The sequence below is a fragment of the Streptococcus sp. F2 genome, from assembly GCF_056500955.1.
The window spans coordinates 1-21,867 of sequence record NZ_JBWKAI010000025.1 but is presented as its reverse complement, the minus strand read 5'-3'; the positions used below and the strand labels follow the sequence as shown (position 1 = coordinate 21,867).

The window sequence follows — 21,867 nt, the reverse complement described above, 5'->3', positions numbered from 1 at the left end:
AAACATGATATAATGTAAACAATATGAGGTAACGCACTAAAGAATAAATGTATAAGGTGAGGAGAAAGTAATGTTTGCTATTTTAGTAGTGGAAGATGATTGGTCTCTCCAAAAAGTGATTTCAACTAAACTAGGTCAAGAAGGTTATCATGTTCATGTAGCTTCTAATGGCCAAGAAGCCTTAAATTATTTAGAGAACACGCACATCGATCTCATGGTGGCTGATATTATGATGCCTGTTATGGATGGTTATAGCCTCGTAAAACTGCTTCGAGAAAGTGGTCAGCAGTTACCAATCTTAATGATGACAGCAAAATCTCAATTTGAATCCTTAGAAGAAGCTTTTGAGTTAGGTGTTGATGATTATCTTGTTAAGCCCATTATCTTATCTGAATTGGTGTTGCGCATTAAAGCCCTGCTTAGACGGGTTAGGCTGGAACATGAACAAGAATTGCAACTGGCTAATTGTAAATTGCAATATCAATCTTTGACCTTAACAGACCTCAAAACAGGTCGTATTGAGCAACTGCCTCCCAAGGAATTTTATGTCTTGTATAAGCTTTTGAGCACTCCTCAGAAAATATTTACCCGCTTGGATTTGCTTGATGATATTTGGGGGATGGAAGAGGATTACGATGAGCGCGTGGTTGACGCCTGCATCAAACGCATCCGCCAAAAATGCAAAGATTATCAAGATTTTGATATTATCACCATACGTGGTTTAGGGTATAAAGGACAAATTAATCATGGACAAACCTCCTAAAGAACTAGCCTTCTCACTTAGATATTATTTTGTTTGGGTTTTTTGTAGCATTCTTATTTTTTCTTGTTTGATAGGAATTTTATTAGCAGCCTTGCTAAATTATTATATCCTGAGCAGCCATGATATCCATCTGATAGCAGCCATTGCCTGTTTTATCAGTATTGTCATAGGTTCCTTGTGCATGTGGTATGGCTCCATCTACCTGACTCGGCCAATTAGTCAATTGAATGATGCGGTTACAAGAGTATCTAAAGGGGATTTATCCGTTCAAATCGACCGCCGGAAATACCCACATCAAAAAGCAGCTTTTCATAATGAAATTGATGAGTTAGCGCATAACTTCAACACAATGACAAAAGATCTTCAGCAAATAGAAATCATGCGTCAAGAATTTATTTCAAATGTTTCGCATGAATTGAAAACCCCGGTTGCTTCCCTATCAGGTATCAGTGAGTTATTATTGGATAAGACCGTCCCTGAAAAAGAGCAACAAGAGTTACTGGAACTTATGCAGTCTGAAACCAAGCGTTTATCACGCTTGTGTGATGATTTATTAAATCTATCCCGTCTCGAAAAAGGGGACTATCAAGTCCAAAGCGTTCGCATTGATGAACAACTACGACATGCTCTTATTTTGTTAGCTGAAAAATGGCAGGACAAGGAACTGCAGATTGACTTTCAATCAGACGCGGTTACCCTTGAAACAATCCCAGACTTGTGCATGCAAATCTGGACTAACCTGATTGACAATGCTATCAAATATAGTAAACCGTCACTTCCTGTAGACTTGAGTATTTTTTGCGAGGAACATGATAACATGGTGGAGGTCATCATTAGAGATAAGGGAATAGGCATGTCAGACGCGGTTAAGCATCGTATGTTTGAAGAATTTTACCAAGCAGAGAGTTCCCATTCTCAGCAAGGCTACGGCTTAGGGTTAACAATCGTGAAGAAAATTAGTCAGCGCTTAGGTGCCAAGTTAGCTGTTGATTCGATATTAGGTGAAGGAACAGAGGTAGTAGTTTGTTTTCCTAAAAGCATGAGTGAAAGCTAGTAGATGCTCATTGTTCATTAGTCAGTAGCAATGCTTTTCTTTGACTTGAAAACGTTTTTATGATAGCATTGGGGTACAGATTTATTTCGGATGAGTCTAGCGCCTAATAAAGGAGGACAATATTATGACATTCGATTATAAAGACCATGGTAAAGAACGTTTTGTTGTTGATATTGAAGATTATACCAAACAAAATGAGAATTACCGTACAACCATTTGGACTGGGGAGAAACTCCAAGTCACCTTAATGAGTATTGAGCCCGGCGATGATATCGGGTTGGAAATTCATCACGGTATAGACCAATTTTTACGGATTGAATCTGGAAAAGGGTTATGTCAAATGGGAGATGCAGAAGACCATCTTGATTTTGAGCAAGTTGTTGAAGGAGACGATGCTATTTTAGTTCCTGCAGATACTTGGCACAATGTTCAAAATATTGGCGATACTCCATTAAAAATCTACTCAATTTATGCTGGTCCAGACCACGTTTTTGGTACCATTCATCACACGCATGAAGATGCTAAAAATGATCCTAACGAAGATTAAATGATTCAAAAAGCAACACCACTGGTTGATTAGTGGTGTTGCTTTTTGAATCTCGTGCTCATGAAAAGAAGGCATTTACCTATTACTGTTAATGGTTTAGTGAAAGACCCTAAATATTGAACAAGCTGTCCGCCAAATTGCTTCTTGTAGTTAAAATTACCAATTCCTTCTTGAGTTTGATCAACTTCGATGGTACCTCCAAAGTTAAAATAAGAAAGACCAGATTCTTTAGCATATCGAATCATGTCACAATTAATTAAAGTTGCTCCCCCAAAAATAAAGTAATCTTGAATATTACCTCCAAAATAACTAAGCAATTCATCGCCGTAGTCGATAAAAAGGTAGGACGAAAGAGGTAAATGGTCAGTTTTTACCTGAAGTTTTTGGAATTCCTGCCAACGTTTTTGGTAACTGGTTAACTGTTGCGTCGCATTTTTGATAGCTGTGTTACGTTTTTTAGAATCTGCTTTACTCTCTAAATCTTTAATTTCTTCCTGATACCGATTGATGTGATCCTTTAGATAGGTTTGATAGGCTGCGCAGTCAAGATAAGCATACATAAACTTTGCCTGGTCTCCCAACTTATCTTTTAGAGTTTCAAAAAAAGAAAGGTCTTGGATACTAAACGATTTCCGATGAGAAGTTTGCTGTAAAATATCATAAAATAAGGGAATTTCTGTAGCTGTCAACTCTTTTACTTTGACGTGAGAATTTCTATATTTTTTGATGTTCCGTTTGAGGGAATTGGAGAAACTTGCCTCAATCTCTTGATAATTACGATACGGTCGGAGGTCTTTCAGAAAGACTTGCATCATCCCATTGAATAAGTAATCAGAATCGAAATAACGGTTGTAACTTAAACGCCTAAATACATCAGCAATCTCTTGACTCTCATTCTGACTAATAATGGCCAAGTTTTCATCCTTACGCTGATCGATAAGATAGGGGTGGCACATTAGACCGATAGCCTGCTGTTGACGGACATGGTGTTCCAACGATTGGATTGCCTGAACAACTAGTGAGGGATTTGAATAATCTAAGACAGGACCTTGAATGACCAAGGCTTCTTGGAAATATTTCCATTTTTTCCGGTAATCGACAACTGCCAAGCCAATCACTTGTTCATCTTCAAGGAACAATAAGCGTTCAACTTTATTATAATGATTGCGTTCTTCTTGCAGTTCAGCTATCTGATGAGATTGTAGTATATTAGAGGTTAAAAAAGCTTCTTGGGCAGCTAAAAATTCCGATGCAGTAGCGCTAATGATTTTCATAGTAGGATCCTAACATTTCTCCAGAAATTCAGATTCAATATCACAAAAACATTTCTTTTTGATGTCTTATTGTTACATATATATTACAATTAAATAACGATTATGTCAAGGTGTTTTTCACATTCGTAAAAAATATTTTTTAACAAGTAAACATTAGTCTATAGAATATAAACTAGAGAATTAAAACAAGGATTTCCTGAGCTAGAAAATTAGTCAAAAACCTTAAAGAGTTACTAAAAGTGATTTCACAGGATTAAATTAGGCTAACATGAATTGAATAGCTATAAACAAAGGAAACGAAACCTGAAAAGCTAATAAAGTGAGCCTTAACAGAAAGACACGACACGACGAAAAAATAGATTAAAATGAAAATGATCAAAAACAACATGGACGATTTCAGAGGATTTAAGAAACAGTTTTAGAAGGTGGTTGTTAATGTCATGCGTATGTAAACTAAAAATAGTTGTATCTGCAGAGATGCAGGGAAATTAGTAAAACAAGGACAGGAGAGAGACAGTTATTTTCCTTACAACATCTTTCCGAAAAACTGTAATTTTCTTGAAAAATATATAAGGTTGTGATATACTTCTGTTAGAACGATTTCTCTAATCATAAGGTATTTAAAAAGGAAATATAATATGAGACGTGATTTATTACTCGAAAAAATTGAAACTTATAAAGCTATCATGCCTTGGTATGTGTTAGAATACTATCAGTCAAAATTGGCTGTCCCATACAGTTTTACAACGCTATATGAGTATTTAAAAGAATACAAACGTTTTTTTGACTGGTTAATGGATGCTGACTTAACGGATGCGACTGTCATTGCTGATATCGATTTAGCGACTCTTGAACACCTGACTAAGAAAGATTTAGAGACCTTTGTTCTGTACCTAAGAGAACGCCCTTCTCTTAATACTTATTCCACCAAAGAGGGTCTTTCTCAAACAACGATTAATCGCACTTTGTCTGCTTTATCAAGCCTTTATAAATATTTGACTGAAGAGGTTGAAAATGATCAGGGAGAGCCTTATTTCTATCGGAATGTCATGAAGAAGGTATCCACGAAGAAGAAAAAAGAAACCCTAGCTTCTAGAGCTGAAAACATTAAACAAAAGCTTTTTTTAGGGGATGAAACCATGGGTTTTCTAGAGTATGTAGATAAGGACTATGAACTCAAATTATCCAATCGTGCCAAATCTTCTTTCCGTAAAAATAAAGAGAGAGATCTAGCTATTATTGCCCTACTACTGGCCTCAGGAGTTCGTCTATCAGAAGCCGTTAATCTTGATTTAAAAGATGTTAACCTTAATATGATGGTTATTGAGGTTATCCGCAAAGGGGGAAAACGAGATTCAGTGAATGTTGCAGGTTTTGCTAAACCTTATTTAGAAGCTTATCTGGCTATTCGCAAGAATCGTTATAAGGCTGAAAAACAAGACCTTGCTTTCTTTTTAACGGAATATCGAGGGGTTCCTAATCGCATGGACGCCTCCAGTATTGAAAAAATGGTTGGTAAATACTCTCAAGATTTTAAAATTCGTGTGACTCCCCATAAGTTACGACACACATTAGCCACACGTCTTTATGATGCGACCAAGTCCCAGGTTTTGGTCAGTCATCAATTGGGGCATGCATCGACTCAAGTTACCGATTTGTATACCCATATTGTTAACGATGAACAAAAAAACGCCTTAGACAAATTATAAAAAGTACATAAAAATAATTATGTAAAATAAATACTGAATTATTTACATTTTGCAAAAATTTCATTAAAATAATATTGTGAAGAAAAAACTAATACCAATTCTATCTTATTTCAAACCGTACGACTATCTATTGGTTACCCTAGCTATTGTGATTTCCTTTATTCCATTAGTCGTAACAACTTACTATCGCCCAACTACTGCTTCGCCCCAGAATTTAGTAGCTGTAGTCAAAATTAATGGTCAGGTAGCTGATGAATTTTCTTTGAAAAAAGGAGGAAAGCATCAAGAAAAGACCTACTACCCACAAAAAGGGCATTATAATATCATTGAAATTGATGGTGAACGTATCCGCGTTAAAGAAGACAATAGCCCTGATCAGATTGCCGTAAAAACTGGCTGGATTAGTCAGCCAGGCCAGGTGTCTGTTTGCCTTCCTCATAAACTGATTATTGAAATTCAAGGGTCAAGTGATGATTCACCTCAAAACGAAGAAGATGAGCTTATTCTACCCCTTTAATTACTAGCATATTAAAACAACCTCAGCACTTTGGTGATGTTAGATCATCCCAATAAACTGAGGTTGTTTTTTAGATGAAACAAAGAATGATGAGTAACAGTAAATAGATGCTGCTGACTAAGACAAAATTCTTAATGGATTCAATAAATGTTTTTTGTTTCACTTGTTTCTTTAAAAAGGTTAAGAGTGTTTTGAAACTAATGGGGTAAGCTAAAAAGATTAGTAATGCGATTAAAGGCAACCACTTCCAAATGATAAATAGGACGAACATTAGCCAAGCCAAGCTATGCAAGGCAGTATACAGATAAAGGCTATGCTGTTCACCTAAATAGTGAACCAAGGTGTACCGTCTGTTTTTTAGGTCTTGCTGATAGTCACAAATGTTATTAGCGAGCATAATATTAGCAATAAGAGCCACTAAAGGAAGAGACATGAGTCCAATTTTTAAGGCTTGCATCCACTTTAGCGTTAGGGAGATGCTCTCACTATTCCATTGGCTGTAAAAAAGCTGGTGAGGGTCTTGAACATAAATCGCAAGTAAAAAAATACCAAATCCCATGGTAACTCCCGAGAATAATTCTCCTAAAGGAAGTCTAGACAGTGGATAGGGACCAAAGGTATAGAAAATACCGATTAAGAAGCAAAGAGCCCCGATAGGTAACAACAAAAGATCTGTTCTGACCACTAATAGCAGAGAAATAAGCGATGCAAAGATTAGCAAGCCATAAATGATAAAGGTCATGCTTTTGAAATTGAGTTGGTGCTTTCCGATAACATTTTCGTCACGCTGATAGGTAACATCATAAGCTTTGTGATAGTCCATAGTGTTGTTAATAGCTGTTGTACACATGTCAAAGGCAATCACAGCTAAAGCAAACAATAAACTATTGGTCATATTTAGCTGATGATATTGCCATTGACTCCAAGCAAATCCAATACACATGGGAAAGACACTAGCTACCTTTGTTTTTAATTCAACAAATTCCAAGAAAACGGGCAAGGTCAGTGGTTTAGTTTCCATTGATGATATGATACTCCTTATTGGTTAAGCTAAATTTGTTTTTCAGTCCCTTACTGAGATGGACACCATTTTGTTTATCAATAAAAACAGCTTCTACGTGATCCATCTTATTAATAAACTTAAGGCCGTCTTCGATTCCTAATAAAAAGAGAGTGGTCGAGAGTTCATCTCCCTGCAAGGAGGTTTTAGTATAAACGGTGACGCCGGAAATATTATTCTCAACAGGGTAACCTGTTTTGGGGTCCATAATATGATGGTACTTTTTACCGTCAACTTCTAAAAAGCGTTCGTAAATACCTGAGGTAACAATGGACTGGTCTTTGAGATGAACAGTACCAACAGTATCTCCTCGCACTTGATCTGGATTTTGAACGCCAACGTTCCATCCTTCTTTAGGATTTTTAGGAGAGGTGCCAAGAACTAACACATTTCCTCCCAGATTAATAATGGCAGTATTGACCTTGTGTTTTTTAAAAATGGCTTTAACGCCGTCAGCGATATAACCTTTTGAAATAGCTCCTAACTCTAAGGTCATGCCCTTTTCAATAAAAACTGATTTATCCTTGTCATTAAGATGAATGTTCTGATAATTAATATAAGGAAGAGCCGCTTCTATTTCTTCTTTGCTTGGTAATCTAGCAACATCGTCTCCAATGCGCCATAAATTCGTAATAGCGCCAATAGAAATATCGAATTTTCCATGACTGGCTTCGGCCATTTGCTTCGCCGCTTTAATGATACTGTAGGTTTTAGGGTCAACTGTCACTGGTTTTTGACCAGCTTGGTGATTAATGCGATAAACATCCGATCCTTCCAGATTGGTAGATAAGAGTTTTTCCATGTCTTTGATGTATTGAATCGCTTCAGTCATTGTTTTTTCTTGATGATCATGGTAAATGCTGAGCTGAACAACAGTGTGCAACAAGGGTTCTGTCCGAACAAGTGGAGAATCACTAACAGCTAATTGGCTGGCATTTTCTTTTTGGCAAGCTCCTAAGCATAAGCAGATAAGAATTGCAACAAGGCATTTGAGAGATTTCATAAGTCCTCCTTTTATCATAAAAAAACCAAAGAGTTAAGGGTTCCCTCAACTCCTCGGTTCTGATAGTAACTTATTTGCCTAAGTCAATAGTATCTGTTTTACCTTCTTTAGCTGCTTCAAGAAGTGCCTCAGTTGATTTTTTGAAGTTTTCTGAAGTATGTGTAGCTCCTGAAACAACTTCAACATCATCAAGGTTTTGTTTTTCAACAAGTTGGCTGTTTAACTTTTCAGTGGCTTCTTTTGAAGAAACGCCTGATTTTGCCTTCATGTTTTTGTTGTATTGTTCATCATCAGCTTTGAGTTTACCGTCTTTATTTTCGTATCCAAAGTTTGATGCTGTGATTTTACCGTCTGCAACGGTAATAGTGTGAACGACTTTCCAGCCACGTTCGTCAAATGCTGATTCAGCTTTATAAGTGCCATCTTTAAGCATAGCTTTATCATCAGTAGATTTTGCAACTTTTTCAGTTTTAGCTTCTGATGAGGTTGCTGATTTATCGTCTGACTTGCTACCACATGCAGCAAGCATGACAAGTGATGCAACTAACAGGGAACCTGTTAATAATTTCTTTTTCATTAAAAATACCTCCAATTTAATTTCCTTTAATTAGTTTACCATAAAAGTGATGAAAAGTCGACCGTTTTTGTAAGCCCTTACTAATTTTTGTTAATACCGTCTGGCTAAAATGTGTTTTATAAAGGTTAAAAAACCTTCTTGATGATTGAGTGGCAATAGACCACTGGTCTGACTAATCTTCATAAGATATTTCTCAATTAACGCTTCAGTTGCTTCAAAAGCCTGTGTATTTAGCAAATGATTGTAAAGTAATATTAGTTCTTCTTCTTTCCATTCCACAGCTTGGTGCTTGTCAACCAATTGTTTGATGGTTTGTGACTGCGCCATTCCTAGAATTAGCGGTGCAGTATAGATACCATTTTGAACATCCTGTAATCTAGGTTTACCGGATTGATCAGCCCGCAGACGATAATCAATTAAATCATCTGACAGTTGAAAGGCCATTCCCAGAAAGATACCTAACTGGTAGGCTGCCTTAGAGGTTTTCTGAGGAATCTTAGGATACCAAGTTCCCAGCTGACAGGCCAAGCCAAATAGAAAGGCTGTTTTACCTTTTATTTGTTTTAAATAGGCTTTCATAGTCATTTGACTATTGTGCTGGTTCATAAGTTGTGCTAATTCTCCAGCTAAAATACGTTCCACGACGTGATAAGGAAGAGGCCCGTTGTCTTCCCAGTTATCTTTGATATTTAGAAGTTGTGCTCCCCTAGTAGCCAATCGTCCCGCATAGGACAAGAGGTAATCACCAGCATAGATAGCTATTTTATTAGAATAGACCTGATGTAGAGGCTTGATATTTCTTCTTAACTCTGCCTCATCAATAACATCATCGTGGATAAGGGTAGCTAAATGAAAGGTTTCGATAGCTGCTGCAAGATACAGTTTTCCTTGAGAGATTTCCCCTTGGATTTCTTTTTCAAGATAGAGACAAAGACCAGCTCGAAGGTACTTTCCTGAAGCATTGATGTAGTCTAAAATAGTCGTTTTAATATCAGGAGGCAGCGATGACATTTCAGAAATCATGATGTGCTTAACGCTGACTAATGCCTCTTCGATGTCATCATGATGTTTCCAAATGGGATGAATCACAACTAATTTCTCCTTTACTTGTTGTCTGCCTTAGTCTAGGATAGGGCTAGTGAGAGTTTATTTTCGCTATAGGCCGACTTAATGATTTTTCCTTAGATAAAGGTGTTTGGGCTTACCATATATCCATCTATCTAGACGATTTCCTAACCAAGGTATGATCCAATAGTCAAGTCCAAAGCTTCTTCCTGCTCCTGCCATTAAAGCAATGGCGACAGGAATGAACCAAATGTTTACCCAGTAGAACATACCGGATAAGCTGAACATAACCACTAAAGCTGCTGTAGCAGCGCTGACTAACCAGACAAAGGCTCCTACGATTAAGGCAAGACCAATTGCAATCTCTAAGCAGGTCATCATTTTTTGCATAAATAGGGCCACTTCTTGGTTTGGCATCATGATTTTCATCAGTGATTCAAACCAGTGAGGCATTGATTTAAGCACTTGCATGGGTTCTTCACCATAGGTATAGCTCAATCCAAAAATTTGCTTAGCCATTTCACCTGCGCCCTTGGCAGCAGCTTCACCACCTGCTTCTGAAGCACCAGAAGTTACCTCAGCGGCTTTTTGTAGCCATGGGAATGGGAAGACAACTTTATCACCGAACCAAGACTCGGTTCCAAACAAACCAAAGGCTTTTTTAAGACCTTCGTACAGCCATAATGATCCATAGAAAACTCGTAAAGGAACTAACCATAAACGGTTCCCTTTACTGGATAAATTACTTCCAAAAATATTACGGCCATCCTTAATATCGAAGAATTCATGTTTAAGGTAAGCTCCGATATTAAAGAAACTACTAATCGTAAAGAAGTAAAGTAAGTTTGTAAAGTGTTTGACAGCCATAGCCAAGAAGCCAGACATATGGAATTTATCCATCAAATAGGCAACTCCATATTTGGAGCCGATGGAAACCATAAAGCCGTCATACTTACCTTTGTAACTAACTTTTTCAGTTTTCTTGATACTTGCAGCAATGTTTTGGGCAGCTGTTTTACCGGTCTGCTCAGCAGCTTGAACAATTTGTGGGGTTGGTTTGCCATCTTGATTTTGATCTTCATAATAAACCAAGTCACCAGCAACATAGACATTTGGATGTTCCAAAGTTTCCATGTACTGGTTCGCAACGAGGCGTCCTCCGCGAGCTTTTTCAATGTCAAACTCACTTGTGTCAGTATTTGCTTTGACTCCTGCTGTCCAAATAGAAGTATAGGTATCAATTTTGCGACCGGAGCTAAGGTAAAGAGCATCTTCTTCGACGCTAGCAACACCATCAGCCAGGACAAGTTCAACTCCTTTTTTGATAAGGTATTTTTGGGCTTTAGTTTGTTCTTTTTCGGTCACCATATTCAAGATAGATGGCATGGCTTCTACTACTTTTAAGGAGAAGTCTTTAACATCCAGCTTGAATTGTTTGGCAAGAATTGGTACCCAATCAATGAGTTCTCCAATCATCTCAATACCAGTGAAACCAGCACCAATAACAGTAAAGGTTAAGAGGGCTCTGCGTTTAGCCACATCGTGCTCTTTCATAGCGCGGTAACAAGCATCTAGAATATGATAGTGTAGAGCTTCTGCTGCTTCAATTGACCATAAGCTAAAACCATGTTCTTTGACGCCTGGTGTACCAAAATCATTGGCTTCTCCTCCCATGGCTAAGATCAAGTAATCAAAGTCAAGGCTTTGATGTTCTGCTTGGACTTGTTTACGCTCGTAATCAATAGCTACGACCTTATCAGTCACTAATTGAACTTTTGGGTATTTTTTAAAAATACGTTGCAAGTCATATTTAATGGCTTCAGGTTCAACACGTCCAGCTGCTACTTCATGCAGCTCGGTCATGTAAGTTTGAAATGAGTTTTTATCAATCAGGGTGATGGTGACATCATCTTGTTTTTTAAATGTTTTTGCCAAGTATCTAGCGGACGCAATTCCCGCATAACCGGCACCGACAATGACGATATTGTGTGTCATAGGTGTCCTCCGTTAACGTTTTCATGGGCTATTATATCATACTATCTAGTGACATTCAAGATGATATTAATAGAACAGTCACAGAATAATCGTTTATGTTGACTTTTTGGCCGGCTCTTGTGTTAAAATGGGGTGTATTAAGAGATAGAAAGAACGGCTATGAACAAACAATCTCAAAAATTATTATTTATTACGATGCTGGCAGCGCAGGCGGTGGTCATTTCCTTCTATGAACGCTTTATTCCTACGCCATTTGCTTTTGCACCAGGGGCTAAGTTGGGCTTAGCCAATCTCATTACCGTATTAGCTTTATTTACCTTAAAACCCATAGATAGTGCCAAGGTTATTTTGTTAAAACTGTCTATTTCAACTTTTTTAAGTGGAACTTTTTCAACCTTTCTTTATGGTTTTTCAGGGACACTTTTGAGTTTTCTAGTGATGTTAAGCTTAAAAGCATTAGGTCCTAAACGGGTGAGTGTGATTGGAATTTCGACTCTCGGCGGTATCATGCATAATGTAGGTCAATTACTGGTTTTTGCTTTTATTGCAAAATCTTGGTTAGTGCTTAATTATCTCCCTATACTCTCTTTCAGCGGTATTTTATCAGGTTTCTTTGTTGGATTAGCAGGTAACTATTTACTGCTAAAGGTAACCCCTCTAAGACAGTTTCATCAAGAGTTACTGGATGATTGGATTATTTAGCATTGACATAAACAAAATTACGTAAAAAACTGGAGGCACTCTAATGACTTCCAGTTTTTTTATCTTGTTAGAGGAGAGATGATGACTTGAGTTCCTTCCCCAATTAGGCTATTAACCTTTATGTCTAAGTTGAGCTGATCTAAAATCTCTTTGGTCATATAAAGCCCTAATCCCGTTGCCTTTTGATGTTCATGTCCATTAAATCCAGTAAACCCTTCGTCAAAAAGACGTGGCAGGTCTTCACTTAGTATTCCGATACCATTATCTGATATAATAATACTTTTATCGTTTAATGTTATGGTTATGTTTCCACCTTTGGTTGAATACTTTATAGCATTGTCAATCAATTGCATCAAGGCAAACCTCAACCATTTTTTATCTGTCTTCAGTTGACAGTTTCCTTGAATGGTCACACTAAGCTCTTTAGCAATACATAAGTAACGAGATTCTTTCACAATAGAAGAAATGATTTCTCTTACAGACACTATTTGAAAACGAAAATCGTCATGATGCTGTTTAAATTTTAAATAACTTAAGAGGTTATTGAGGTATTTTTCTAAGCGGAAAACTTGCTGTTGGTATTCTTTTACATCCGTACTTTGGGTTTGAACCATTAAAGACAGAGCAGATAAAGGGAGTTTCATTTGATGAGACCACATTTTGATGAGGGACTCGATGTTTTTTTGCTGCTTGATTTGTTGTAATAGTTGAGCAGCTTCTGCTTCTTTCAGCTTAAGAATCAAGGAACGGTAAGCCTTATCGCTAGGTAAAGAGAGAGTATCCAATTCATTTACATAAATAAATTCCTGTAAAATCTTGATCTTTTCTCTGAATTGATAATATTTCCACAGGCTATTTAGACCTAATATGGTGAGGGCGATTAAGTTAGCTGTGAGAAAATACTTCATTTGAAGATGATAGAGGTAAAAAACCAACCAGTAAAGGCCTAGAAGTATGATGTATTGACTGTAAAAGAAACGATATTCTTTTAAAAAAGCTCTTATCATTTAACGAGATACCCCACTCCTCTTATAGTATGAATACGGTCAAAACCAATAGTTGCAATTTTTTTGCGTAGACGTGTCATATTGACATTCAGGGTATTGTGATCAATAAAATTATCATTTTCCCAAAGTCTTTCCAAGATTTCTTCTTTAGAAACAATTTCTTGATGTCTAGTCATCAAAATGGTTAGGATTTTATGTTCGGTTGGTGATAAAGTAACAGCTTCGTTCCCATTTGAAAAGGTACCGTCAAAATGGAGTTTAAACTGATCGAGACTAATGTCGTCACTAGTAAATTGTTGTGCACGCCGTAAAAAGGCTGCTATTTTAGCATCTAAAATGGTTAGCGAAAAAGGTTTCGAGACAAAGTCATCTCCCCCCATATTAAGAGCCATAACGGTATCCATCTCATCATTACTACTGGAAATAAAAATGATAGGAATCGTTAAGTGTTTTCGAATTTCAGTGGTCCAGTAAAAACCATTGAAAAAAGGCAGGGTAATATCCATTAAGATAAGGTCTGGCTTGTAGGCAAGGACCTCCTGTTTGATATCCCTAAAGTTAGTAACCGTCTTAACATCATAAGATTGGCTAAGGTGATTGTGAAGAAGGGTTAAAATGGTCTCATCATCTTCAATAATATAAATTTTATCGTGTTTTGTCATACTGTTATTCTACCAAAAAAGTGGCGAAAAATCGCCACTTTTCCTATCTTTCAATAATCCGATAATACGTTCGACTGGTCACTTTATAAATGGTAAAGTAGAGGCAAATAATGATAGCGATGGTGGCTGCGCTGACGAGATAGATGAGTACTGAGTCTAACACGCCAAATAATAATAACATCTGTCTGAGCATAACAAGTGCTGCACAGAAATGGACGACAGCTAAGGTAATCGGCATAAAGAAGACTAAAAGAATTTGTGAATTGATGGTCTTTTTCACCTGTTCTTTGCTCATCCCTACTTCTTGTAAAATCTTGTATGATTTTTGATCTTCATGACCTTCGGAATATTGCTTGTAATAAATAATGAGGGCTGCACCAAGAATGAAACTAAAGCCAAGTAGGAATCCTGTAAAGAGGAAACCTCCTGAAAGGGCGTAGGTTCCCATAAGATAGTCTTCTTTTGTTTCTATATTACCAATAAATTGACCGTTATCACTGATGGTTCCCTTGTCATCTAGGAGGTTCGCTATTTCTTCTTTAGTGAGATTAGCGTAGGCAGTTATTGATGGTTCAAAGCCATAATGAGTCACTGATTCAAATGTTTTTTGAATATTATTTAAGGTAGCTTCATCACTAACCACCAAGACTCCAGGATTATAGGTATTGGCAGCTTCAGGGAAGTGAACGGTTTTGAGGTTAAGGACATTCTCAAAATGGTAGCCAAGTAAATCGAGTTCTTTTAGCTGGCTATCCCCTTTTTGTTTAAAGAAGGCGGTTTGGCCTGTTTTTAATTGAGGGAGTTGATTTCCCAGAGAACGGAAGTCATCTTGAGTAACGAGGTAAACAAAACCAGTTTTGGCGATGTTAGGATGCATCACTTCCTTTTTGGTAACCACAATTTTAGATGCTCGAGAGATTTCAAATGATATCATGGTGTCTTTATAAATCAGAAAGTCAGATGCTTTTTTATCAATCTTGTCTAGGATAACCTTTTGAAAAATCTCGTCTTGATGAGTTAGAGAAGGATTATCAAACGTAATTTTACTATTTCTTGGAAAAAGCTGTTCTGCCAATGATTCTGTGTTGGTATATAAGGCAGTTGTTGTTGCAATAGAAACAAACGCCATTACTGCTAAAATAGTGATATTAGCAAGTCCTACAGCATGTTGTTTCATTCTAAAAATCATTTGTGACGTGCTAACAAAATGTTCTGGCTGATAAAAGTAAGTCTTGTTTTGACGACGGCGTTTTAAATACCAAGTCATAAAGGAAATATAGAACAGATAAGTTCCAATAATGACAATGATAACGGCTATAAAGAAACGAATGATGGTTTCAAAAGCTGTTAATGTTGATGAAGTTAAGGAAATATAGTAACCAATACTTAGAGCAATAAGAGATAAAGCTGCCAACAAGAGGTTTCCCCGTGGTTCTTTTTCTCCTTTTTCCTTGTCTCGAAACAGCATTAAGGGAGAGGTTTTTTTGACCTTAACCAAGCCCACTAAGGCTAAGAAACCAAAAATGAACGCAAAAACAAAGGCTGTTAGGAGAAATGCACTAATCTGAAATTGTAGGGTAAGTTTAGGAGAATGAATCAAATTGACAAAAATCAAGTAAAAGAGGTGTGAGAAAACAGCTGATAAGAGACTTCCTACTCCGACTGTCACTAGATACATTAAAATAAGCTCAAGACTAGAGACCCAACTGATTTGCTTTTTGGTCATGCCCAGCATGTTATAGAGACCGTATTCTCGACTTCTTTGATTGAGTAAAAAACGGTAACTGTAAACTTCCATGATGAGAGCAAATAAGACTAAGATCACAATGGCCAATCCTAGAAGCATTTTGCCATATCTCATATTTTCTGATATGGGACTCATGAGAATAATGAGGACAATGCAGTTAAGCATATAGAGGACAGTACTGGCCAGTAAAAAAGGAGCTGAAACGCTTAGAGAATTTTTCAGATTATTCCATGCTAATTTGAGGTAAAACATCCTACTCACCTCCTAAAAGGCCTGTCATGGCAATGGAGATGTCTTTGTTGAAATCTAAGTTGGTTTTATTGCCTCGATAGATTTGATGGAAAATACGGCCGTCTTTAATGAATAATACTCGCTTAGCATGGCTAGCAGCATTTGCTGAATGGGTAACCATTAAAATAGTTTGACCGTCATTATTAATGTCTTCAAACAGGTTGAGCAGTTCGTCTGAATTACGATAGTCTAATGCGGCTGTGGGTTCATCAGCAAGCAACAATTGTGGATGCGTAATGAGGCTTCGAGCAATGGCGACGCGTTGTTTTTGTCCGCCTGATAGTTCAAATGGTCGTTTGTCTAAAAGGGAATCAATGTGTAATTTAGGGGCAATTTGATTTAGTCGAGATTCCATTTCTTTGACAGGTCTACGATTTAGCACTAAAGGCAAGAAAATATTGTCTCGTACAGACAAGGTATCCAGCAAATTGAAATCTTGAAAAACAAAGCCGAGATTTTGGAGACGAAAATCAGCAAGTTGACTTTCTTTGATTTTGGTAACATCGGTACCGTTTAAAAAGATGGAACCATTTGTTGGCTTCTCCAAAGTTGCTAAAATATTTAAGAGGGTTGTTTTTCCTGAGCCAGACTCCCCCATGATGGCGATAAACTCCCCTTTGTCCACTTTAAAGTCAACATCTTGTAGGGCTCTCGTTTCTTCTTTAGAAAAGCGCGTGCGAAATATTTTTTCGAGGTGATTGATTTCTAATAACATGATAAACTCCTTTGACAACCTTATGTCTATTATATCTTATTTTGTAACGTCTGATAACCATACTTTGGCTTCAGTGAGTGGGTCTTTACTTTCTCTATCAGGGAGGATTGGATTGTTTTCGTAGGCTTGTCCTTGACGGTTAATGACACGACTGCTAGTAATGACCAACAAGGCACCATCATATAAAGGGATAACATGGTTTCCAGTGGTGTAGCCAGCTGTTGCTTCTCCAAAAAATAGGGTATGTTCAAGTCCTTGAAAAGCAAAGGCGGTCATCTCTCCTGATGAGGCTGTGTAGCGATCAATAAGGACTGCAACAGGAACTTTTTGCTTGATAACGGATTGCTCCAACTGGAGATTCTCCTGATGACTCAATTCATGTCCGTTTAACTGTATGACCTGTTGATTATGGTATCTATCTTCAAAACGGAATAAGTCCCCATCTGGTAAAAGTCCTGATAGACCAATAAGCATCGGTGCCATATTGCCACCAGTATTGCCACGTAAGTCGACAATGATACCCTTGTATTTTTTAGTGAGAGGCTTGTTTAATTGATTGGCGTAAATTGTCATTGCTTTTTTGTCTAGTGCTTCGATAGCAGGTACCTTGAGATACAATACCCCATCATCTTCCGCTCGGATTTGCGGTTGAGGATGTTTCATTGAGCTTTTTTTAAAACTGGTCTTATTGATTAAACGAGAGTGTTTTCCTCCTGCTACGACCACTGCCTTCTGAAGTATTTGTTGCGCTTCTTTGTAAGACTTAGCTTTTTTTAACGATTTGTGAGTTTCTTGACGTGTCTTATTCCACTGCTCTCCTTGAGCATATAAGCCGAGTGTGTCTAAGCGTTCTAAGGCGATATCCCCATATTTTTGAACGCTGGGTGGAAATAGATAAAGGTTAAAGTTAGGTCCATAACGCTGAATCCCATAAAAAGCTATGCCTGTTATGATTAATAAGGGAATACCTAAAATGATTAATCCTTTGGAATACCGTTTCATCGGTCGTTCTCCTTTTCTTGTTTTGTAACTCTAGTTTACTCCAGAAAGGCAAGTAATAACCTTACAATGCTAATGAGCTAACTTACAGTTCTGTAAGGTTTATCGCATGCTATTTTCAGACATTTTGTTATAATAAAAGAAAGAAACGATTCGAGGAGAAAAGAGATGCCAAAGAAAATAAGCAAAGCTCTGGGAGCAGTTGGGAAATTGATGTCAATTATTCCTGACACCACTGAAATTATTGGAAAAACGATTGATAACAGTCGACCAATTATCGAAAAACGGATGGAACAAAAACATGAAAGGGAGATGCAGTTACGCATGATAGATGATGTGGTCAATCTTCCTGTTGATCACGCACAAGCTCATTTAGAAAAGCTGGGCTTTGTAGTCGCAACTGTACCTGCTAAGCCCCATAAAAAATGGCTTCACAGTAGCCTCAATGAAGTGGTTGCCATGTCTCCAAAATCTGGTAAACATAAGATAGGAAGCCTGGTTAAACTCTACTACATTACCGTTGATGTCTTAGAAAAAAGCCAAGACTTATTAGACCAAGAAACCTTACGGACTGTGGAACGCAATCAAAAACTTGCGGATACGTTTGAGTCTGTGAAACATATTCGTTTTCCTTTTAAAAAACATCGCTGATAAAAATAAGACTAATCCATCTAAGGGTTAGTCTATTTTGGCTATAAGTGATAGTAGAGCGCTTCTGTTATACTTATAGTTTTGAAGTCTTAAAGTTAGTATTTTTGCTGTTCTTAAGCCCAATGGGCTGATAAAATAGCTGTGAAATCATGTTATAATAAGCTTGACTAATTTTACGGGACTAATTAATCGATTGAGTTAGTAATGGATGGTTCGTAAATGAGTTGTTATGATATGATTTAATAAAACCATAGATAAGGAGAAGAAATGTCTCACTATACCATTTCAAAAGTCTTTCCTTCAGATAAAACGACAATGGCCAAAGTAAAGAACCTACTTCATCAAGAAGGAATACGTTTAGATGCTCATTTAGATTATACTTGTGTTATTTTTAATGATTCTGGTGATGTCATTGCCACAGGTTCTTATTTTGGAAATAGTTTGCGCTGTCTTTGTGTTTCCCGAGCTTATCAAGGAGAAGGTCTTCTTAATAGAATTGTTAGTCATCTGATAGATGAAGAATATGCTATTGGTAACTTCCATCTTTTTGTCTATACTAAAACTTCCTCTACTGCTTTTTTCAAGGATCTTGGTTTTACTGAAATTGCTCATATTGATCATCATATTAGCTTTTTGGAAAATAAAAAAAATGGCTTCCAAAACTACCTAAATGATCTTGAGACTCCTGAGCACATAGGGGATAAGGTTGCTGCTATTGTTATCAACGCTAATCCCTTTACCTTAGGGCATCAATTTTTAGTGGAGAAAGCTGCAAGAGAAAATGATTGGGTTCATCTGTTTATGGTCAGTGAAGACCGCAGTCTAATTCCTTTTTCGGTGAGAAAGAGGTTGATTCAAGAAGGTCTAGCTCATCTTGATAATGTCATATATCATGAAACAGGTCCTTATTTGATTAGCCAAGCGACTTTCCCAGCCTATTTCCAAAAAGAAGACAATGACGTGATTAAGAGCCAAGCCTTACTAGATACGGCAATCTTTGTTGAAATTGCTCAGCCCCTACATATTCATAAAAGATACGTTGGAGAAGAGCCAACCAGCCGAGTAACTGCTATTTACAATGAAATCATGGCTCAGCAGTTGCAGCAAGCTGGTATCCTCCTAGATATTCTGCCAAGGAAAGCTATCAATCAGCAGCAAGATCCTATCAGTGCCTCAACGGCTAGGCAGGCATTGAAAGATAATGATTGGGAACTATTGGCAAAACTTCTTCCCAAAACGTCTTTGGATTATTTTCGTTCACCAGAAGCCCGTCCCATTATTGAAAAGATACAGTCCACTTCGTCTGTCAAACATTATTGAGATAAAAAACCTACCTGATTTTCAAAATCAGGTAGGTTTTTGGTATTATTCTTACAGCAAATACGTTTCACTAAGAAAAAACGCTTAGTTCCTCAACCAAGGAGATTAATGGTTAAGAGGATTAGCTATTTTCTCTGTTAGTCTTGAATGTCCAGTTGTACAGTAACTTCTTGAACCGGAACATCATAGAAAGGATCTTCACGGCGTCCCAAGAAATCTCTAGCTTGTTGCGGGAAGCTTGCATAGCTTAGCACATCTTCTTCTGAACGAGCGTATTGAGCAATCTCGTCACGCAGATAAATCATTTGAGGCTCGATTAGGTCGGCTGGTCTGCAAGTAATGACTGCTTCGTCACCAATGATTTTCTCTTTGATACCTTCTGCTAATGGCGCTGGTGATTGACCGTATAGCCCTCGAACATAGTCTTTGATTTCATTTGGAACTACCTTGTAGCGTTCCCCTGAGATGATATTCATCAAGGCCTGTGTTCCAACCATTTGTGATAATGGCGTTACGAGTGGCGGATACCCAAGATCAGCCCTTACTTTAGGTACTTCTGCCAGGACTTCTTCGTATTTATCAGCTAGGCCTTGCTCGGTTAATTGGCTCAATAGGTTTGATAGCATACCACCTGGAACTTGGTAAATCAATGTTTTTGGCTCAGTGTCTTTGACTTTGGGATTTAAAATCCCTGTCTCTCGGTAATGGTCACGAATGGTATTGAAATATTCTGCAACTTTGGCTACCTCTTGCATATCCAAGCCTGTGTCAAAGCCTAAATCCGTCAAGGCAATCGCCATTGATTCTGTGGCAGGCTGACTGGTTCCTCCTGAAAAAGAGGAAATCGCCGTATCAATAATGTCAGCTCCTGCTTCTGCCACTTTTAAGTAAGTCATTTCTGAAATACCACTGGTAGCATGGGTATGAACTTCAAGAGGGATAGTTGTATTCTCCTTGATACGTTTGACCAACTGGTAACCTGTTTCTGGAGTTAACACTCCGGCCATATCTTTAATACAGATAGAATCAGCTCCAATTGCCTGATAGGCTTTCGCAAGGTCTACGAAGTAGTCTACGGTATGCACTGGGCTGGTTGTATAGGAAATAGCCACTTGAGCATGTCCACCAAATTCTTTGGTAGCTGATACTGCTGTTTGAAGGTTGCGTGGGTCGTTTAAAGCATCGAAAATACGGACAATATCAATCCCATTTTCAATTGATTTTTGAATAAAGGATCTGACCACATCGTCAGCATAATTGCGATACCCAAGTAGATTTTGTCCACGTAAGAGCATTTGCAACTTGGTTTTTTGGACCGCTTTGCGAATGGTTCTAAGGCGTTCCCAAGGGTCTTCATTTAAAAAGCGTAGGCAGGAATCAAAGGTTGCCCCTCCCCACATTTCAAGGGCATGATAACCAGCGTTATCTAGAGTTTCTAGAATAGGAATCATTTCCTCAGTTGTCATACGTGTGGCAATCTGACTTTGTTGACCATCACGTAAAACTGTTTCCGTTATACGGATTTTCGTCATAATTATAATTTATTCCTTTCGTTTCACTCAAGGCACAACACTGAATGAAAAGGTGTTATGCTCTTTATTTTTGTCTATAATAACAGTGAGAAGCCCTATCACTACTACAAATCACGGGGAGGAGAGTAAGTGAGTAGTTCAGCTACTACCTCGAATAATTATAGGTGTGGTTCTTCCTATCAAGCACAACTAACTGTGACTAAGAGCACGTAAACTTATACTTGGATAAGCGACTCGTTTGTGAAAGGGAAGAGCAGTCAAGGGATAGGAGCTTCTCTACTTTTGAGAAAGGAGTTTCCTCCTATGTTAAAAATCGTTTATCCTAATTGTTGTGGAATTGATGTGCATAAAACTTTTGTCGTAGCAGTTATTGCCATCACCAATAATCAAGGAATTACTGAGTACCATCGTAAACGGTTCTCTACCTTTACCAATGGTCTCATTCAGCTACGTGATTGGTTGGAATATTATTCCTGCTTCGATGTCTGTATGGAATCTACTGGTAAATACTGGATTCCTGTTTTCAATATCCTAGAAGAACAGACCAATGTCTGCTTAGCTCATCCCAAATATGTCAAAGCTATTCGAGGAAAGAAAACCGACAAGAAAGATGCGCAATGGATAGCCGACCTCTTCAAGCATGATTTAGTTGCTTCTAGCTTTATTCCCCCGCTCAA

The 21,867-nt window shown here is 37.7% G+C and carries 21 protein-coding genes; 9 read left to right on the top strand and 12 right to left on the bottom strand.

The window, feature by feature from the left end; translation table 11 throughout:
* The first annotated feature begins 70 nt into the window (after nucleotides 1-70).
* The 3 genes from ACYTR8_RS08050 (at nucleotide 71) to ACYTR8_RS08040 (ending at nucleotide 2,364) form a co-directional block, all read left to right on the top strand.
* Nucleotides 71-763, top strand: a complete 693-nt coding sequence (locus ACYTR8_RS08050; protein WP_111716356.1) for a response regulator transcription factor — start codon at nucleotides 71-73, stop codon at nucleotides 761-763.
* Entirely contained in the window at nucleotides 747-1,817 is a 1,071-nt protein-coding gene (locus ACYTR8_RS08045) for a HAMP domain-containing sensor histidine kinase (protein ID WP_111716358.1), read from the top strand. Before ACYTR8_RS08050 ends, ACYTR8_RS08045 begins: the two co-directional genes overlap by 17 nt.
* A gap of 124 nt (nucleotides 1,818-1,941) precedes the next feature.
* Nucleotides 1,942-2,364, top strand: coding sequence for a cupin domain-containing protein (locus ACYTR8_RS08040; protein ID WP_003058336.1), 423 nt, complete (start codon nucleotides 1,942-1,944; stop codon nucleotides 2,362-2,364).
* 29 nt (nucleotides 2,365-2,393) lie between these two features.
* Here ACYTR8_RS08040 and ACYTR8_RS08035 read toward each other — a convergent pair whose 3' ends face one another.
* The gene (locus tag ACYTR8_RS08035) at nucleotides 2,394-3,638 is read right to left on the bottom strand and encodes a peptidoglycan bridge formation glycyltransferase FemA/FemB family protein (RefSeq protein WP_479641977.1); all 1,245 of its coding nucleotides are present in this window, start codon (nucleotides 3,636-3,638) and stop codon (nucleotides 2,394-2,396) included.
* A gap of 638 nt (nucleotides 3,639-4,276) precedes the next feature.
* On the opposite strand from ACYTR8_RS08035, the gene xerS reads away from it, so the two are divergent.
* On the top strand, nucleotides 4,277-5,347 hold the full coding sequence (gene xerS, locus ACYTR8_RS08030) for a tyrosine recombinase XerS (RefSeq protein ID WP_111716362.1): 1,071 nt from the start codon (nucleotides 4,277-4,279) through the stop codon (nucleotides 5,345-5,347).
* 76 nt (nucleotides 5,348-5,423) lie between these two features.
* Nucleotides 5,424-5,864, top strand: coding sequence for a NusG domain II-containing protein (locus ACYTR8_RS08025; protein ID WP_479641976.1), 441 nt, complete (start codon nucleotides 5,424-5,426; stop codon nucleotides 5,862-5,864).
* 70 nt (nucleotides 5,865-5,934) lie between these two features.
* Here the strand turns inward: ACYTR8_RS08025 and ACYTR8_RS08020 are convergent, their stop codons facing one another.
* The 5 genes from ACYTR8_RS08020 to ACYTR8_RS08000 all read right to left on the bottom strand — a co-directional run bounded on the left by ACYTR8_RS08020 (nucleotide 5,935) and on the right by ACYTR8_RS08000 (nucleotide 11,564).
* Complete coding sequence (locus tag ACYTR8_RS08020) at nucleotides 5,935-6,885, bottom strand: 1,4-dihydroxy-2-naphthoate polyprenyltransferase (protein ID WP_479641975.1); 951 nt, start codon at nucleotides 6,883-6,885, stop codon at nucleotides 5,935-5,937.
* The gene (locus tag ACYTR8_RS08015) at nucleotides 6,875-7,927 is read right to left on the bottom strand and encodes an FAD:protein FMN transferase (protein WP_479641974.1); all 1,053 of its coding nucleotides are present in this window, start codon (nucleotides 7,925-7,927) and stop codon (nucleotides 6,875-6,877) included. Before ACYTR8_RS08015 ends, ACYTR8_RS08020 begins: the two co-directional genes overlap by 11 nt.
* A 70-nt stretch (nucleotides 7,928-7,997) precedes the next feature.
* Nucleotides 7,998-8,504 (bottom strand): FMN-binding protein, encoded by a 507-nt coding sequence (locus ACYTR8_RS08010; protein ID WP_443597633.1) that lies wholly within the window; start codon nucleotides 8,502-8,504, stop codon nucleotides 7,998-8,000.
* Between the two features lie 90 nt (nucleotides 8,505-8,594).
* The gene (locus tag ACYTR8_RS08005) at nucleotides 8,595-9,593 is read right to left on the bottom strand and encodes a polyprenyl synthetase family protein (protein WP_111716373.1); all 999 of its coding nucleotides are present in this window, start codon (nucleotides 9,591-9,593) and stop codon (nucleotides 8,595-8,597) included.
* 78 nt (nucleotides 9,594-9,671) lie between these two features.
* On the bottom strand, nucleotides 9,672-11,564 hold the full coding sequence (locus ACYTR8_RS08000) for an NAD(P)/FAD-dependent oxidoreductase (protein ID WP_111716376.1): 1,893 nt from the start codon (nucleotides 11,562-11,564) through the stop codon (nucleotides 9,672-9,674).
* A 159-nt stretch (nucleotides 11,565-11,723) separates the two neighbouring features.
* On the opposite strand from ACYTR8_RS08000, the gene ACYTR8_RS07995 reads away from it, so the two are divergent.
* The gene (locus ACYTR8_RS07995) at nucleotides 11,724-12,266 is read left to right on the top strand and encodes a Gx transporter family protein (protein WP_111716380.1); all 543 of its coding nucleotides are present in this window, start codon (nucleotides 11,724-11,726) and stop codon (nucleotides 12,264-12,266) included.
* Nucleotides 12,267-12,325: 59 nt separating this feature from the next.
* Here the strand turns inward: ACYTR8_RS07995 and ACYTR8_RS07990 are convergent, their stop codons facing one another.
* The 5 genes from ACYTR8_RS07990 to ACYTR8_RS07970 are packed head-to-tail and all read right to left on the bottom strand — an operon-like array spanning nucleotide 12,326 to nucleotide 17,690.
* The gene (locus tag ACYTR8_RS07990; protein WP_269760755.1) at nucleotides 12,326-13,273 is read right to left on the bottom strand and encodes a sensor histidine kinase; all 948 of its coding nucleotides are present in this window, start codon (nucleotides 13,271-13,273) and stop codon (nucleotides 12,326-12,328) included.
* A complete protein-coding gene (locus tag ACYTR8_RS07985) occupies nucleotides 13,270-13,935 on the bottom strand; it encodes a DNA-binding response regulator (protein WP_269760756.1) in 666 nt (221 codons plus the stop codon). Before ACYTR8_RS07985 ends, ACYTR8_RS07990 begins: the two co-directional genes overlap by 4 nt.
* A gap of 43 nt (nucleotides 13,936-13,978) precedes the next feature.
* Nucleotides 13,979-15,934 (bottom strand): FtsX-like permease family protein, encoded by a 1,956-nt coding sequence (locus ACYTR8_RS07980; protein WP_479641973.1) that lies wholly within the window; start codon nucleotides 15,932-15,934, stop codon nucleotides 13,979-13,981.
* A 1-nt stretch (nucleotide 15,935) separates the two neighbouring features.
* Nucleotides 15,936-16,688, bottom strand: coding sequence for an ABC transporter ATP-binding protein (locus tag ACYTR8_RS07975; RefSeq protein WP_111716388.1), 753 nt, complete (start codon nucleotides 16,686-16,688; stop codon nucleotides 15,936-15,938).
* A 36-nt stretch (nucleotides 16,689-16,724) separates the two neighbouring features.
* Nucleotides 16,725-17,690, bottom strand: a complete 966-nt coding sequence (locus ACYTR8_RS07970; protein WP_479641972.1) for a S41 family peptidase — start codon at nucleotides 17,688-17,690, stop codon at nucleotides 16,725-16,727.
* Nucleotides 17,691-17,855: 165 nt separating this feature from the next.
* Between ACYTR8_RS07970 and ACYTR8_RS07965 the strand changes: the two genes are divergently transcribed.
* Both ACYTR8_RS07965 and citC read left to right on the top strand, forming a co-directional pair.
* Entirely contained in the window at nucleotides 17,856-18,338 is a 483-nt protein-coding gene (locus ACYTR8_RS07965) for a PASTA domain-containing protein (protein ID WP_479641971.1), read from the top strand.
* Nucleotides 18,339-18,605: 267 nt separating this feature from the next.
* On the top strand, nucleotides 18,606-19,658 hold the full coding sequence (gene citC / locus ACYTR8_RS07960) for a [citrate (pro-3S)-lyase] ligase (RefSeq protein ID WP_269760761.1): 1,053 nt from the start codon (nucleotides 18,606-18,608) through the stop codon (nucleotides 19,656-19,658).
* A 137-nt stretch (nucleotides 19,659-19,795) separates the two neighbouring features.
* Here the strand turns inward: citC and ACYTR8_RS07955 are convergent, their stop codons facing one another.
* On the bottom strand, nucleotides 19,796-21,190 hold the full coding sequence (locus tag ACYTR8_RS07955; RefSeq protein WP_269760762.1) for an oxaloacetate decarboxylase subunit alpha: 1,395 nt from the start codon (nucleotides 21,188-21,190) through the stop codon (nucleotides 19,796-19,798).
* A gap of 303 nt (nucleotides 21,191-21,493) precedes the next feature.
* On the opposite strand from ACYTR8_RS07955, the gene ACYTR8_RS07950 reads away from it, so the two are divergent.
* On the top strand, nucleotides 21,494-21,867 hold a 374-nt coding region (locus ACYTR8_RS07950), incomplete at its 3' end, for an IS110 family transposase (RefSeq protein WP_479641970.1).